This is a genomic window from Colwellia sp. Bg11-28, from assembly GCF_002836245.1.
In the GTDB taxonomy this organism is placed as follows: Bacteria; Pseudomonadota; Gammaproteobacteria; order Enterobacterales; family Alteromonadaceae; genus Colwellia; species Colwellia psychrerythraea_A.
Map to the genome: position 1 here is coordinate 1,656,484 of NZ_PJBA01000006.1, position 15,730 is coordinate 1,672,213.

11 protein-coding genes are annotated in these 15,730 nt (G+C 36.7%); 4 read left to right on the forward strand and 7 right to left on the reverse strand.

Annotated elements, in window-relative coordinates:
- Nucleotide 1: 1 nt before the first annotated feature.
- Nucleotides 2–1,471 carry a glucose-6-phosphate dehydrogenase gene (gene zwf / locus CXF79_RS14445; RefSeq protein WP_101155774.1) on the reverse strand — a complete coding sequence of 490 codons (1,470 nt, stop codon included), beginning with the start codon at nucleotides 1,469–1,471 and terminating at the stop codon, nucleotides 2–4.
- A 451-nt stretch (nucleotides 1,472–1,922) separates the two neighbouring features.
- On the opposite strand from zwf, the gene CXF79_RS14450 reads away from it, so the two are divergent.
- Entirely contained in the window at nucleotides 1,923–2,771 is an 849-nt protein-coding gene (locus CXF79_RS14450) for a MurR/RpiR family transcriptional regulator (RefSeq protein ID WP_011043094.1), read from the forward strand.
- A 95-nt stretch (nucleotides 2,772–2,866) separates the two neighbouring features.
- Nucleotides 2,867–4,318: a pyruvate kinase gene (gene pyk / locus CXF79_RS14455; protein WP_011043093.1), complete on the forward strand. Its 1,452-nt coding sequence runs from the start codon at nucleotides 2,867–2,869 to the stop codon at nucleotides 4,316–4,318.
- Between the two features lie 103 nt (nucleotides 4,319–4,421).
- Here the strand turns inward: pyk and CXF79_RS14460 are convergent, their stop codons facing one another.
- From CXF79_RS14460 to CXF79_RS14470, 3 genes are all read right to left on the reverse strand, one after another.
- Nucleotides 4,422–5,264, reverse strand: a complete 843-nt coding sequence (locus CXF79_RS14460) for a LytR/AlgR family response regulator transcription factor (RefSeq protein WP_011043092.1) — start codon at nucleotides 5,262–5,264, stop codon at nucleotides 4,422–4,424.
- Between the two features lie 65 nt (nucleotides 5,265–5,329).
- Nucleotides 5,330–6,406: a sensor histidine kinase gene (locus CXF79_RS14465; protein WP_011043091.1), complete on the reverse strand. Its 1,077-nt coding sequence runs from the start codon at nucleotides 6,404–6,406 to the stop codon at nucleotides 5,330–5,332.
- 246 nt (nucleotides 6,407–6,652) lie between these two features.
- Complete coding sequence (locus CXF79_RS14470; RefSeq protein ID WP_101155776.1) at nucleotides 6,653–7,003, reverse strand: HIT domain-containing protein; 351 nt, start codon at nucleotides 7,001–7,003, stop codon at nucleotides 6,653–6,655.
- A gap of 177 nt (nucleotides 7,004–7,180) precedes the next feature.
- On the opposite strand from CXF79_RS14470, the gene CXF79_RS14475 reads away from it, so the two are divergent.
- Complete coding sequence (locus CXF79_RS14475) at nucleotides 7,181–8,248, forward strand: succinylglutamate desuccinylase/aspartoacylase domain-containing protein (RefSeq protein WP_011043089.1); 1,068 nt, start codon at nucleotides 7,181–7,183, stop codon at nucleotides 8,246–8,248.
- Nucleotides 8,249–8,405: 157 nt separating this feature from the next.
- Here CXF79_RS14475 and CXF79_RS14480 read toward each other — a convergent pair whose 3' ends face one another.
- A complete protein-coding gene (locus tag CXF79_RS14480; RefSeq protein ID WP_011043088.1) occupies nucleotides 8,406–9,587 on the reverse strand; it encodes a cystathionine beta-lyase in 1,182 nt (393 codons plus the stop codon).
- A gap of 200 nt (nucleotides 9,588–9,787) precedes the next feature.
- Nucleotides 9,788–12,244, reverse strand: a complete 2,457-nt coding sequence (locus CXF79_RS14485) for a DNA polymerase II (protein WP_101156345.1) — start codon at nucleotides 12,242–12,244, stop codon at nucleotides 9,788–9,790.
- Between the two features lie 90 nt (nucleotides 12,245–12,334).
- On the opposite strand from CXF79_RS14485, the gene dinG reads away from it, so the two are divergent.
- Nucleotides 12,335–14,473: an ATP-dependent DNA helicase DinG gene (gene dinG / locus CXF79_RS14490; protein WP_101155778.1), complete on the forward strand. Its 2,139-nt coding sequence runs from the start codon at nucleotides 12,335–12,337 to the stop codon at nucleotides 14,471–14,473.
- 84 nt (nucleotides 14,474–14,557) lie between these two features.
- On the opposite strand, the gene CXF79_RS14495 is transcribed toward dinG, so the two are convergent.
- Nucleotides 14,558–15,616 carry a tetratricopeptide repeat protein gene (locus CXF79_RS14495; protein WP_101155780.1) on the reverse strand — a complete coding sequence of 353 codons (1,059 nt, stop codon included), beginning with the start codon at nucleotides 15,614–15,616 and terminating at the stop codon, nucleotides 14,558–14,560.
- Nucleotides 15,617–15,730: the final 114 nt, after the last annotated feature.

Consider the following 15,730-nt stretch of genomic DNA (forward strand, 5'->3'; position numbering starts at 1 on the left):
ACTATTCTACCCACTGGCGATCATCACGCGCAATTAACGATATAGAAGAGACTGGTCCCCATGAACCTGCAGCATAAGGTTTAGGTGCTTCATTTGTTGTCTTCCAAGCTTCAATAATGCTATCAGCCCAGATCCAAGCCGCTTCAACTTCGTCTCGACTAACAAATAATGATTGATTGCCATTTAACACTTCTAACATTAAGCGCTCATAAGCATCAACAACACGCTCATCGTTATAAGTATCAGAAAAACTTAAATCTAATTTATTTTCTTGAATACGCATCTGTGAAGCAATACCGGGTATTTTATTCATCATTTGCAATTCAACCCCTTCATCAGGTTGTAAGCGAATGGTTAGTTTATTAGCGGGTAAATCGCTATAGCTGTCTTTGAAAATATTATGTGGCTGCTGCTTAAAATGTACCACTATTTCACTATGCTTCTTCGGCATACGTTTACCGGTACGAAGGTAAAATGGTACGCCTTTCCAGCGCCAGTTATCTATCTCTGCTTTTATCGCGACAAATGTTTCGGTATTACTATTTGCGTTAGCACCTTCCTCATTTAAATATCCGGGTACTGAAACACCATTTAAGAAACCGTCGCTATATTGTCCGCGAATTGCTTTATCTTTAATATTTTCTCGATTTATCGCTTTTAATGCTTTAACAACTTTCAGCTTTTCTGCACGAACACTCTCAGCGCTTAGGTCCGCTGGTGGTTCCATGGCCAAAAGAGATAGTATTTGCAATAGATGATTCTGTACCATATCGCGAAGTTGGCCTGCTTCGTCATAAAAGCCCCAACGTCCTTCAATACCAACACTTTCTGCTACCGTGATTTGCACATGATCGATACTATTTCGATCCCAGTTATTCGTAAACAATGAGTTGGCAAAGCGTAATACTAATAGGTTTAAGACTGTTTCTTTACCTAAATAGTGATCTATGCGGTAAGTTTGATTTTCTTTAAAATATTCAGAAACTTGATTGTTGATTTCAATAGAAGACTCTAGTGAGTGACCAATAGGTTTCTCCATCACAACACGATCAGCATCAGTAATTAAGTTCGCGTGGTGTAAACCTTTGCAAATATCTCCATATATAGCAGGTGGTGTCGAAAAGTAATAAACACGGGTATCGTTTCCATCGGCTAGCGCGTCATTTAATTTATTAAATGAACTGCTATCTTTGAATTCTAGTGCTTGATAAACCAAGCGATTAATAAAACGTGTAAGCACAGCTTCATCGATCGTTTCTTTAACATACTTATTTAAGTTTTCTACAACAACACTTTTAAATTCTTCAAGTGTATGGTCTTGTCTTGCTGCGCCAACAATTCGACTATCTTTATTGATTAAACCGCATACTTCTAATTGATATAATGCAGGTAGTAGCTTACGGCAAGATAAGTCACCCATAGCACCAAAAATAACAATTTCACTTGCTGATTGACAATCTAAATTACTCATAGAATTTCTCTTATATAAATTTATTGCTTTAATGTTACTTATATTTTTACTCATCCGTCAAAACACATGAGTTAACAGTAAAAATCGGTTGTAACTAAACTACATATAAGCCTAATTTAGCGCTTGTTTAGTCGACAGTAAAGAACTTTTTGTAATTTTACTACATAAATTCAAATTATATCTCTTTCTTTGTCTTTTAATGCATTATAGCAATTACCAGCGCCAAAACACCTAAGACTACTGTGATAGCAGTATTACTTAAAGAAAATTACATTTTTATTTACTGATATTTAAAGATCAAAACACTAACTTATGAAATAAAATTTCATTTTTTCTGTTCCTTACGCAGAAAATAAATTACAGTATAGACAAAATAGCCTATTATTTGACGCAAGCTATCATTGAAATATCGTTATAACTTTAGATAAATAAGCTCTAGGATCAGTCCATAATGAATATATTAGAAAAGATCACTAACGAACTAGACATGCTCAGCAAATCTGAGCGCAAAGTAGCAGAAGTTATTTTAGCGTCACCAAATACCGTTATTCACTCAAGTATTGCGGCACTTGCCAAGCAAGCCAATATTAGTGAACCAACCGTTAACCGTTTTTGCCGTCGATTAGACACCAAGGGTTATCCTGACTTTAAATTACATTTAGCACAAAGCTTAGCCAATGGTACGCCTTATGTTAATCGCCATGTAGATGAAAATGATACCGCTGATGAATATACCTCCAAGATATTTGAATCGACTATGGCTAGTCTTGAATTAGCACGTAAAAGTTTAGATGCTAATGATATCAATCGCTCTGTCGATGTTTTAACCCAAGCCAATAAAATCTCGTTTTTTGGTTTAGGGGCATCTGCCATTGTGGCTCATGATGCTCAAAATAAGTTTTTTCGCTTCAATGTCCCTGTTGTTTATTTCGATGACATATTAATGCAACGTATGAGTGCTATAAATAGTCGCCAAGGGGATGTAGTTGTCGTGATTTCCCATACAGGACGTACAAAGTCACTTGTTGAAGTGGCCAGTTTAGCGAAAGAAAACGATGCCACTGTAATAGGGATTACCACCACTGATACCCCACTTGCTAAAGAATGTAGCATAGTGCTTTCGGTTGATGTCAGTGAAGATACTGATCTTTATATGCCAATGTCGTCACGCATTGCGCAATTAGCTTTAATTGATGTTTTAGCGACAGGTTTCACTCTACGTCGCGGTAGTAAATTTAGAGATAACCTGAAAAAAGTAAAAGATAGTTTAAGGAGTTCACGCTTCGAGAGAAAAGATTAATGATTAGTCGCTGATGATTGACACTGTATTTCAATCATCATTAACACCAGCGATAAACCTATTTAGAACGTAATTAAAAATATAAGAGGATTAAAATGCCTAGAAGAACAAAAATTGTTGCTACCTTAGGTCCTGCAACAGACGATCGTGAAATTTTAAAAAATGTATTAGCTGCGGGTGTAAACGTAGTTAGACTTAATTTCTCTCACGGTATTCCACAAGATCATATAGATAGAGCCGACAATGTCAGAGCAATAGCAAAAGAATTAGGCGTTTATGTTGGTATATTAGGTGATTTACAAGGCCCTAAGATTCGTGTTTCTACCTTTAAAAATGGCCCAATTAAATTAGCCATTGGTGATAAGTTTGAATTAGATGCAACCTTAGAAAAAGGTGAAGGCTGTCAAGAAAAAGTGGGCATTGATTATAAAAAATTAGTACAAGATGTTAACACTGGAGACATTTTATTACTTGACGATGGCCGTGTACAATTAAAAGTATTATCTACCTCTGATAATTCGGTATTCACTGAAGTTACTGTTGGTGGCCCTTTATCAAATAACAAAGGTATTAACCGTCAAGGTGGCGGTTTAACTGCACCAGCCTTAACCGCTAAAGATAAAGAAGACATTAAATTAGCAGCAAAGATCAATGTTGATTTTCTAGCGGTTTCATTTCCTCGTGATGCAGCAGATATGCGTGAAGCACGTTTACTCGCGCAAGAAGCTGGCTGTGATGCTCGTTTGGTTTCTAAAATTGAACGTGCTGAAGCCGTTAATGATGACAAAATTCTTGATGGTATTATCTTAGCTTCAGATGTTGTTATGGTAGCCCGTGGTGATTTAGGCGTTGAAATTGGTGATGCGGCATTGGTTGGTAAGCAAAAGCATATTATCACTCGCTCTCGTCAATTAAATCGTGTAGTAATCACGGCAACACAAATGATGGAGACCATGATTGAGCAACCTATGCCAACACGTGCTGAAGTTATGGATGTAGCAAATGCCGTATTAGATGGTACTGATGCGGTAATGTTATCAGCAGAAACTGCTGCAGGTAAGTATCCTGTTGAAACAGTAACAGCAATGGCTAATGTTTGTGTTGGTGCGGAGCAGCATCGTTCAGTTAATATTTCAAACCATAGAATGGAACTGACTTTTAGTGAAGTGTCAGAAACAATTGCACTATCTGCTATGTACGCTGCAAACCATTTAGAGGGTGTTAAAGCGATTATATCTTTAACCGAATCAGGTCAAACCAGTAAGTTAATGTCACGTATCACTTCAGGTTTACCGATATTCTCATTATCTCGCCATCCAAAAACATTAAATAAAACCGCAATATACCGTGGTGTTTATCCGATTGAATTTGATTCAACTCACGTAAACAATGACAACTTATCTGATGAGATGTTAAAAGTGGTAAGTGGCAAGATTGAGTTAGCAGTAGGTGATAAACTTATTTTAACCCATGGTGATATGATGGAAACCGTTGGTGCTTCAAATACATTGAAAATTTTAACTATTTCTAAAAGACACCTTAAGTAATCTCAACATTATTTAAGAAACTCCCAGATAGTTAATGTTAAAAAGGCCATATGTTATCAACATATGGCCTTTTTTTAGCTTAGAATCTTTATGAATAAAGTTATTAACTATTGACTGCTTGTTTTACTTTATCCTTATAACTACGACTCACTTTTAACTCTTTACCATTTTTCAATACTAAAAAGTATTCCCCATTTACTTGGCTACAAAATTTATCAATAATATTTTTATTAACTATGGTTGATCTATGATTACGAATAAATTGCTTAGGGTCTAAACAGGCTTCTAATTCTTTCATTGTTTTTCTGAGAATATAGGTATTTTCTTGTCTAGTATTTTGCTTAGTTTCTAAGGTATGTACACACATATAATCACCTGCGGCATCAATCCAAAGAATATCTTTTACAGAGACACGATTCACTTCGCCCGCATCTTTAATCGCTAAGACATCTGAATAGCTAGATAACGTTAATTCTTGATCATTGTCTAATTCGGTTAATATTTTCTGATAATCATTACCGGTAACGTCACTAACTAATCGAACCAGTTTCGATTTATGTGCCGTATCTGCACTGCTTTTAAAATAGTGTTGTATTTTATCAATAGTTTGCTCAAGCCTTTCTTCATCTGCTGGTTTTAATAAGTAATCCAGCGCGTGTACTTCAAAAGCTTTTAAAGCGTATTGATCAAAGGCTGTAACAAAAACAACGACAGGCATAGCTAAACCTTGCTCAATAATACTTTCTATTACCTGAAAGCCATTAAGTCCTGGCATTTGAATATCAAGAAACATGAGGTCAACTTGGTAAGCTCGTATCGCCTCTAATGCTTCTCTACCGTTACAGCACTGTTCAATAACATTAATATCATCATGCGCTCGTAAACGTATCGCTAAACCTTTACGAGCCAGCGGTTCATCATCAACGATAATGGTTGATAGTGACATATAAAATCCCTAATTAATTGGTTCTCATAAATGGTAACGGTACGCTCAGATCAGGAAACATAATTTTAGCTTAGCTGAAATGGCATACGTAGATTTACTTTAACACCAGTCGGCTGGTTATTGGAAACAACTAACGAAAATTTTTCATTATACAAAGCTTGTAAACGTTCGCGCGTATTAACTAAACCGACACCACTTTCACGATGTAAGTTTCCATTAATAATATCTGCACCGGGGCCATTATCGGCAACTTCTATCAATAAATCATCGGCAAAACGATTAACGGAAATAGTAATACTACCGCCCTGCTCTTGTACTGCAATCGCATGTTTAATTGCATTTTCAGCTAAGGGCTGCAAAATCATGCTGGGGACTAAGGCTTGCTGACAATTATCATTTATTTGAAAATCAAGTTGTAACCTATCTTCAAAACGGACTTGTTCGATAGCAAGGTACAACTGTAACGCTTGTATTTCAGATTCCAAGGTTACTTTCTTCATCGGGTCTTTATCAAGAGAATACCGTAAAAACTCACTGAGCTTAGTTACCATGGTATTTGCCGTTTTATTTTCTTCTATCAAAATAAGCGTTGAAATAGCATTGAGGGTATTAAATAGAAAGTGCGGGTTAAGTTGATAGCGCAACATTTTTAACTGCGCTTGATGAGCAACCGCATTTGCTTTTAAAACATTTTGTTTTTCTATCTGCAGCATTTGATAGTATTTACTACCAAAATATAGACCACTCCAACTTAAAATAATATAAAAAGACCCTAAGCTATTTTGAGTGTACATGAACCAAAATTCTGGCTCATAACCATGCTTATATATTTCCCAGTAGTTGATATTTTTAACTATTTGCCATAATACACCGGTAAAATAAGAGGAAAGAATGACTACTAAAGCAATCTTAATCGGGGGAAAGTTCCACGCTTTTCGATAAATATAACGCAGCGGTACAGTAAACAACCAACCGGCATAAGCATTCAGAAAGATAATTACTACGAAGATATCCCGCGAGTCATGTTGCAATGAGCCAAGATAATGCACAAAAGCAAAGCCAAACCAACCCGCGGTATGGGCTAGCCAAAATAGACGACTTCTATTTTCCAGTAATTCTTTCCAATTCACAAAAATAACCATTTAATTGATGCTATAACGAAGTATGCGCTAATAATAAAATGATTTCATTGTCTTTGACCTTAGTAATCTAGCGGCTTATCGCATACTTACTGTATAAAACAACCGAATTTTTCGCTGCAAAGACAACATAGCACCGAATGATTGACTGAATGATTATTATATAGACTATCACCGATTAATCGCCAATATCACCTATCTTAGATGGATTTTTGCCACTGGTAAGTAACACTATTTAAGGATATAAGCTTAGCAACACAGCATTGGTCCTAAAGGCTGGCCACCTAATAGATGCATGTGGATATGGTAAACTTCTTGCCCACCATCACTGTTACAATTGATAACTAAGCGATAGCCCTTCTCATCAATCCCCTCTTCTTTGGCAAGCTTTTTAGCAACAGTAATCATACGCCCTAAGGTTAATTCATCATCACTGGTGACATCATTAATAGTAGCTATGTGTTTATTAGGTACTATTAATATATGACTATCAACACGGGGGGCAACATCTCGAAAGGCAGTTACCAGTTCATCTTGGTATAACAAGGGTGTTAGAATTTCTTGACGAATAATTTTAGAAAATATGGTTTCTTCACTCATAGTAATATCTCTTTATAGGTTCTGGTTAATATACGAGTAGTTTACCGCCAAATAAATATAAATCACCTCTTTACTACAATTTATTGACCTTAATCAACATGGTAGTTACCGCAAGTGTGACATCCTTACCTCTCACAGAGGATATGCACATCAAACAAAAATTACTTAGGCAGCATCATGGATATAGATTTTAGCGAAATCAACTACTTAAAAGATCCGGCATGGCAAGATTTACATGCTGATTATGAACAATTTCTGCTATCAATGACAGGTCCAACGGTTATTGATGTATCAGGGAAGGATCAACAAAAATGTCGAGTATTTACTACCTTACTACATGGTAATGAGCCTTCTGGCATCATTGCTATGCATCGCTACTTAACGGAAGTATTACCGGAAGATAAACCTACAACAAATTTACGTTTTATTATCTGTTCGGTTGAAGCCGCTGCTAGTAAACCATTATTTAGCCAACGCTTTATCAAGGGGGGCATCGACATTAATCGTTGCTTCGGAAGGGATTGTTCATTTGAATGTCAAGATGTTGGGCAAACAGGTTATTGTCAACGAGCATCATTGATTGAACAAGCGATCAGAGAAGTTACTCCTGAAATGGTGATCGATCTTCACAACTCTTCAAGCTCTGGTCCTACGTTTGCAGTTAGCTCAGTCGTGACTACTGAAACATTGTCATTAGCATCACTTTTTTGTCAAACCTTAATTTTATCTGATTTGAATATGGGCTCGATAATGGAGCAAAATTTTGATTGCCCTTTTATCACTATTGAATGTGGCGGTTGCCAAGATGAGCAAGCACATGAAATTGCCTTTTCAGGTATTAGTCAAGTTGCCCAATGCGGGAATATTGGTTATATCCATCAAGAAAAACCAGTAGAAGTGATTTATCGTCCACTTAGATTGCAATTAAAGCCAGAAATCAAACTATCTTATGCTCAACATGATGAAGGTTATAGTGGCGTTACACTTAAAGACAATATTGAATGCTTCAACTTTGGTAGTGCTCATCAAGATGACATGATCGGTTGGATTGACGGTAATGGTCTTGATAATCTGCAGCTTATTGATAAAAGTGGTAAAAACGTGCTTGATCAATACTTTTATGCTCGAGAAAATCAATTAGTCTGCCTTCATAATCTACGTTTATTTAAGGCGACAACCAATAAAAATACGGCGATAAATGACTGCTTATTTTACGTTGTGAAGCTCTCTTCGCCTGAGATATAACTTATCAAATACTGCAGCCATGGCTACAAGTCTGATATTTTGCAGCTTTTATAAAATATTGAACATTACTTGAAAAGTAATGTTCAATATAACTAGCTAAGCACCGTAATACCGGTCTTAGCTATCTTTCCAGTATGCCAATAGTACTCGTTATACTCTATGAATTGGCAAGTACTTGATTAAAACGCTCAAATCCTTTCGATAAATCTTCAATTAAATCGTCTACATCTTCCAAACCGATATGTAGTCTAATTAGCGGAAACTCACAATCAAATGTAGTCGCACTTCGAATAGCGTTTACATTAGTGATACCTAAAATTAAACTTTCAAAACCTCCCCATGAGTAACCCATTTTAAAATGATGTAAACCATCTAAAAATGCTGTTAATGCTTCTTTATTACCGCAGTTAAGTACAAAAGAAAATAAACCATTAGAGCCTTCAAAATCTCGTTTGAAAAATTCATGACCTGGACATGACTCAAACGCGGGGTGTAATATTTTAGCGACTTCTGGACGTTCTTGTAACCATTGAGCTACCTTAGTTGCACTTTTTTGGTGCTGTTTTAATCTTATCCCAAGAGTACGAATGCCCCGAAGTGCTAGGTATAGATCATCAGGAGAGGTACATTGTCCCATCAAATAACTGTAATCTCTCAGTTGAGGCCAATATTTTTCTACCGCTGTCGCTGTGCCTAACATTACATCAGAATGACCAACAATATATTTGGTTGCTGCTTGTATACTTACATCAACACCATAATCAAACGGCTTGAAGTTAATACCTGCGCCCCAAGTATTATCAAGCATAACGATACAATCATGCTTATGTGCTATAGCGCTAATAGTAGGAACATCTTGTACTTCCATGGTAATAGAGCCTGGTGACTCTAAGAAAATTAGACAGGTGTTATCTTGAATCAATGCTTCAATATCAGCACCAACCATAGGATCATAATAGGTGGTACTAACACCCATTTTAGCTAATATTTTATCGCAATAATCACGCGTAGGCTCATAAGCACTATCAACCATTAAGATGTGATCACCTTGCTTAACGAAAGCTAAAATAGCATTGGTAATAGCTGCAGTACCTGAAGGATATAAAGCACAACCTGCTCCGCCTTCTAACTCAGTCATCGCATCGCTAAAAGCAAAAGAAGTCGTAGTACCTCGACGACCATACACCATGGTTTGATTATGTCGGTTGGCCACAGCATTATTCATCTCTGCGACAGTATTAAATACCACGGTAGATGCGCGTGTTACCGCAGGGTTAACAACCCCATTAGTCCATTTAGCACTACGTCCAGCATTTACTATTTTAGTATCTTGTTTCATATTCACTTCCATTAAAGGGATTTAACTTTAGGGGCATGCATAATACTTTCAGCTATCTAGCCATCTAAAACTTTATAATGTATTTATAACCTGAATCAACTCAACTGGCTAGGAATTGTTAGAAAAAATTTGAAAATAAACACTAGCTTCATAATTAATGTGCATTAATATTAATGGCGATGCTAGCGTTTAGTGACCCTTTAAAAAAGACCCATCTGATCGCCGGCAATTGACTCAAAATCTTTACCAATAAAAGGTAATATATCATCCGCTATCGGTTTGAGTTGCTTTTCTACATAAAAATCATAATCTAGTTTGCTGGTATTAAATTCTAATGGTTGAACCCCATCAAGTGTAATAACATATCGAATTAAACTGCGGTGTTTATAGGTCGGCTTGTCACCTAGCTCTTTAAGCTTTTGATTAGCCAATAATGCTGCTTTTATGTGCGGTGGGGTATTTACATAATCACTGAGTTTTCGTCTGATTTTTTTCTTATATATCAGCTTCTCATCATGAAGCCCTTGTTTTAGTTCATCAACTATCTTTTTAATGTAACCCTCAATAGGTTGATCATTAAATATCAGTCGGTATAACTCTTGCTGAAAATCTTTACTTAAATCAGTCCAGTCACTGCGTACAGTTTCCAAGCCTTTAAATACAAGTTCACCATCAGAAACACCGGCATAACGTTTTTTAGTACCAATACTTTTTTGATCTTTTACCGTATGGATTCCACGTATGGTTGGCATCAAAAATTTAGTAAAATGCGTTTCAAATTCAATATCTAATTGGCTTTCAATGTCAAAATCACGCTTTAGTCTATTTTGCCACTTATCATTTATATATGACCGTAACTCTGCACCTAACTGCTTTGCCTGAGTTTTGGTTTTCTCGGCGCCGATAGAAACAAAAATAGAATCGGTATCACCGTAAATGACTTGATACCCTAACTTTTCAATCCAAACACTGGTTTTTTTTAAAATTTCATGGCTTCTTTTGGTAATTGACCCTGATAACCTAGGGTCAAAAAAACGACAGCCTGTTGAACCCAAAACACCATAAAAGCTACTCATAATTATCTTTATCGCTTGAGATAAAGCGGCATCCTTTTGCAATTTTGCTTTATCACGTTCTAACCAAAGTGACTTGATGATATCTGGTAAAAAATGTTCCGTTCGAGAAAAGTAAGCGCCGTCAAAACCACGAATTACATCATCAAAACAATCATCACTGAGTTTTTCAGATTTACTGTGTGCTGATTTTTGCTCACTGACCGCTTTAAGTCCTTCAATAAGTCCCATCGGGTCTATTTTAAAAGTACGAATAATACTCGGATACAATGATTTAAAATCAAGCACCAGTACATTTTTATATAAGCCCGGTTTGGAGTCCATGACATAACCACCAGGAGACACTAAGCCAGATTCACCATCGCCCATATTGGGCGCAATGTAACCACTTCGGTGTAACTTAGGTAAATACAGATTGGTGAAGGCTGCAACAGATCCACCTACTCTATCAATAGATAAACCCGTGAGTTGTGCTCTTAATTTAGCAAAATCAAGTAACCGAGTTTTTTCAAAAATCAACCAGACTAAACGACAGTCTTCAAGATTATATGCTGCTAATGCAGATTTGTTATGATTAAAATTATCGGTAATTTCCTGCACTCGGTTTTCAACATCTGCCACCTTCTTTCCTAAACCAAGTAAGCTATGGGAGACATTATCTAATGAGAAGCTAGAAAAGTTGTAAGTGGCAGTTTTTAATAAGTCGATACCATCAAGAACTACACGACCCGCTATTTCGATAAAGTTCTGATCGGTATTATTGGCATTTTTACGCCAGTAAGGACAGGTGCTATCACGGCCTATAGAAAAAGGAATGCCATGAAGGTCACATCGTTTTTGTAAAAGCATGAAATCAAAATTAATGACATTCCAACCAATAAGGATATCGGCATCGAACAGGTTAACTTCTCGAATAAATTGCTGTAATAATTGTTTTTCATCCGTTTGCCAATGAATATAGCTATCAGCATCTGGCTGAGATTCGCCAATCATTAACACACGTTTAAAGACTGTGTGATTGTTATTTGCATACAAACCAATAGAGTACAACTCACCTTGCATAGAGCACTCTATATCGATAGAAAGCATAGTTAAACTATGTTGTTGCTCTATTGTTGCTCCCTTACATTTAACTTGTTTGGTGAGTTGATAATCTCCGCACAGCTGATGATTACCAAGATAGTCAATATCTGCTGTTATATGGCGCTCCATCAAAAAACGATCATCAGGGCGAATATCATCTTCATAACATTTTATATTTTGAGACTTTAAAGCATCTCTAGCACGATAGAAGCTTCGCATACTCGAAAAATACAAGGCAGCAACATCACGTTGAGTAAAGGTTTTTAACGATAAAACTTGATGCTTCTCAAGTAATATTCGTTGGTCATCTAAGATAGATTTAGCCGTTTCTAGATGCTCTACTTCGACAAAGAATACCGCTAACTCATTAGTTACTTCTAACTTAACGGGTCCGGCATCAGTCTTCAGCCATAAGGTTATTACTAACCCAGTGCGTTTATCTTGCACCTGTCGGGTCAATAAAAAACCATTCTGTATGCCTGCTGTTTTTAAATTTGTCATTTTATGGTTAAATTTTTCGTCCGACACGACCAAACCTGTTAATATATACAGCAGTGTAACCGATCTCCTGTTTTTTGGAAACTAGCAACAATGTTATCTGATAAGTTAAAACAAGCAATTCGTCAGGCGTATAAAGCCATAGGCGAGAATTTAACGCATTTCAATCCACGTAAGCAGCAAACGTTACTTATCGCTGAAATCGCAAAAACCTTAGCGGGTGAATACAGCAAAGACAGAAAAATAATTACCATTGAAGCGGGTACCGGAACAGGTAAATCACTTGCTTATAGTCTTGGAGCTATCCCACTTGCGCTTGCTCGTGATAAAAAGGTCTGCATCTCAACGGCTACTGTCGCACTGCAAGAGCAGTTAGTTGATAAAGATTTACCTTTCCTAAAAAAGTATGCCGGTCTTAATTTCGACTTTACCCTGGCAAAGGGAAGACAGCGTTATGTCTGTCGTCAAAAATTAACGCTGGCTGTTACAACCGGCTCTGGCAATGAACCTGCACAAGCGGGATTTACCTTTGCCGAAAAGCCTGATGCTAAAGATATTAGAACCCTCAATAAAATGCATAAAGCATTACTTGATGGCAGTTGGTTGGGCGATATAGATTCTTGGGAGACACATTTACCTCAACATATTTGGCATCAAGTTCAAAGTGATAAACATAGCTGTTTAAAAAACTTATCTGAGCATACCCACTGCCCATTTCACAAAGCACGTGAAACCATGGACCAAGCTCATGTATTAGTAGTAAATCATAGTTTGTTATTAGCAGATTTAGAACTCGGTGGTGGTAAAATACTCTCACCGCCTGAGGATACTTTTTATATTATTGACGAAGCACACCATCTACCTAAAGTCACTCGCGATTTTTCAAGTGCGAGTATCACCTTAAAAGGTTCAATTGAATGGCTAACTAAGCTCAGAGATACCGGCGATAAAATGGCTAAATTGATTAAGTCAAAAAATTCCATTTCTCCGGCATTGAAATTGGGAGATGATTGCCAAGATTTATTAGTGGAAATGCAAAAAGTCATTAATTTTATTGAAGCTAATGCGAATGTATATTTTTTGGAAAATGAATCATCCGCCCAAAATAATAACTTTACTAAAAATTCAAAAAATGATGAGCAAGTTTATCGATTTGAAAATGGCATCATTCCTCAAACCTTAAAGAACTGGGCTGAAGATCTACAAAGCCTAAGTAAGAAATCGTTATCACATTTAAATAAACTCTATAACGGACTCATTGAGGCGGTAAAGGATGGCGATACACAAATGTATGTCGCTGAGCCATTACTTGCAGAAGCTGGCTTTATGCTTCAGCGTTTAGAGAACCTACAATCACTGTGGTTTATGTATGCCAAATCAGATAGTGATAAGGGTGCGCCGATGGCACGTTGGTTGGAAAAAATCACCCTCAAACGTCAAGATTACTTATTAAGTGCATCGCCAATAGAAGTTGGTTTTACCCTAGAGAATATGTTGTGGAGTCAATGTGAAGGCGCTGTCCTTTGCTCTGCGACATTACGTGCATTAAACTCCTTTGATCATTTTCGTTTTCAAGTAGGTTTAAAAAATAATGATGGTAGTCAGTATCAACAAGTCGACTCGCCTTTTGATTATCAAAACAATTCACAACTCGTCATTGCAAAAATGGATAATGAAGCCAGTGCTCCTGAATTTACGGATGAAGTGATTGCTAAATTGCCAAAGTATCTCAAACAAGGCAACGCAAGTTTAGTGCTCTTTTCTTCTTATTGGCAGATGAATAAGGTTGCACTAGCATTGAGGGAAGATCATAAACTTGAAATTATGGTTCAAGGCGAATTATCACGCCAACAAATAATAGCGCTACATAAAAAACGTTGTGATGATAACAAAGAAAGTATTATTTTTGGCACTCAAAGTTTCTCCGAAGGACTTGATTTACCTGGCGATTATCTTAATAACTTAATTATTACTAAACTCCCCTTTTCTGTGCCTACCTCTCCTGTTGAACAAGCACAGGCCGAATATGTTACAGCCAAGGGAGGTAATCCATTTATGACGCTATCAGTACCAGACACATCAAAAAAATTGGTTCAAGCATGTGGTAGGTTGTTACGAAATGAAATGGATGAAGGGGTTATTACCTTGTTGGATAAACGCGTAGTAACTAAGCGTTATGGCAAACAGTTACTCGATTCACTTCCCCCCTTTAGTCGAGTATTTGAAAAGTAGCAGAGTTGCAGTTACCTCTTATTATTCGGGCATAAAAAAGGCTTAAAATAAATTTTAAGCCTTTAATCAATTCTATAACTATTGTTAGGTTTTAGCTTCAGCTTCTTCTAAGGCTTTTTCAAAGGCTTTTGTCGTGGCTCTAACATCGGCTTGCTTGGTAAATTCAATATTTACCCCCGTTTGTACAAGTTCTTGGTAAAAGTCTCCAACGACACAACTTCCAACTTGCTGACAAACAATCGCATATTTTAATATTGCGGGTTCATAAGCTTGTAAGGCACCTTTCTTAAACCATAACAGTGATTCCTGAAGATCTTTTTCTACGGCAATACCATTAAGGTACATTTGAGCAAGACTCACTTGTCCTTGAGCAAAACCTAATTCAGCTGATTTTTGAAATTTTTCTAAGGCAAGTGCCGCTTTATTGCCATCTTTAGCGAACTTTAAATACTCTAGGCCAGCAAAGTTTTCTTTTTTACCCGGAATAAAGACAGAGCTTGATTTAAAATGAGAGTCAGGAACTACAACATTACCATCAAGCATGTTACCTACAGGTCTACGTGCTAAAACAATGGCACCAGACCCAACTAACGCTTGTAGTTCAGTCTTAGTATAATTATGACGTTTCTCTTGGAAAAACTTTTCGAATCTTAGCTGTGCGTATCGAATAGCTTCATTTAATTCATGTTCTTGAAGATAAAAATAACTACTAAAGTTAATGGTTACCACATCCCCAGTAATATCGGTAACTTTCGCCATTCTGAATTTTTCGGTTGGCCGAAGGTTATCTTTGATGACGCGGAAATCGACATAATAAAGATCATTTAACTGTGGTTCAGCGACCATTGCATTGGTTTGTTCATTTAATTTGAGGTCTTTGTAAAAAATACTACCTGCTACTGCTGCGGCAGCCAAAATAACAAAAATAATTATTTTGGTTCGATGCACAATTAACCAAGGATCAGGATCTTTAGTATCGACTGTGTAATGGTAATAGGGTTCTTCCTCTTTATCTTCAGCGATAGAAGAATTCACACTTGCTAATGCTTCTTCAGATCCCGCGAGTGATATAGTTTGTTGATCAACTTTTGCTTCGGGCAGATGTTCATCTTCATCATCCTGGCGAATGGCAGCTAATGGCATTACTGATCCTTTTTTATTCTTATTTTTATTTTTATTTTTATTTTTAATAAATTACCATTTGAACAAAAATTAAACAAGCGTTAATTTTATGTTACTAGGATTTAACATATATCT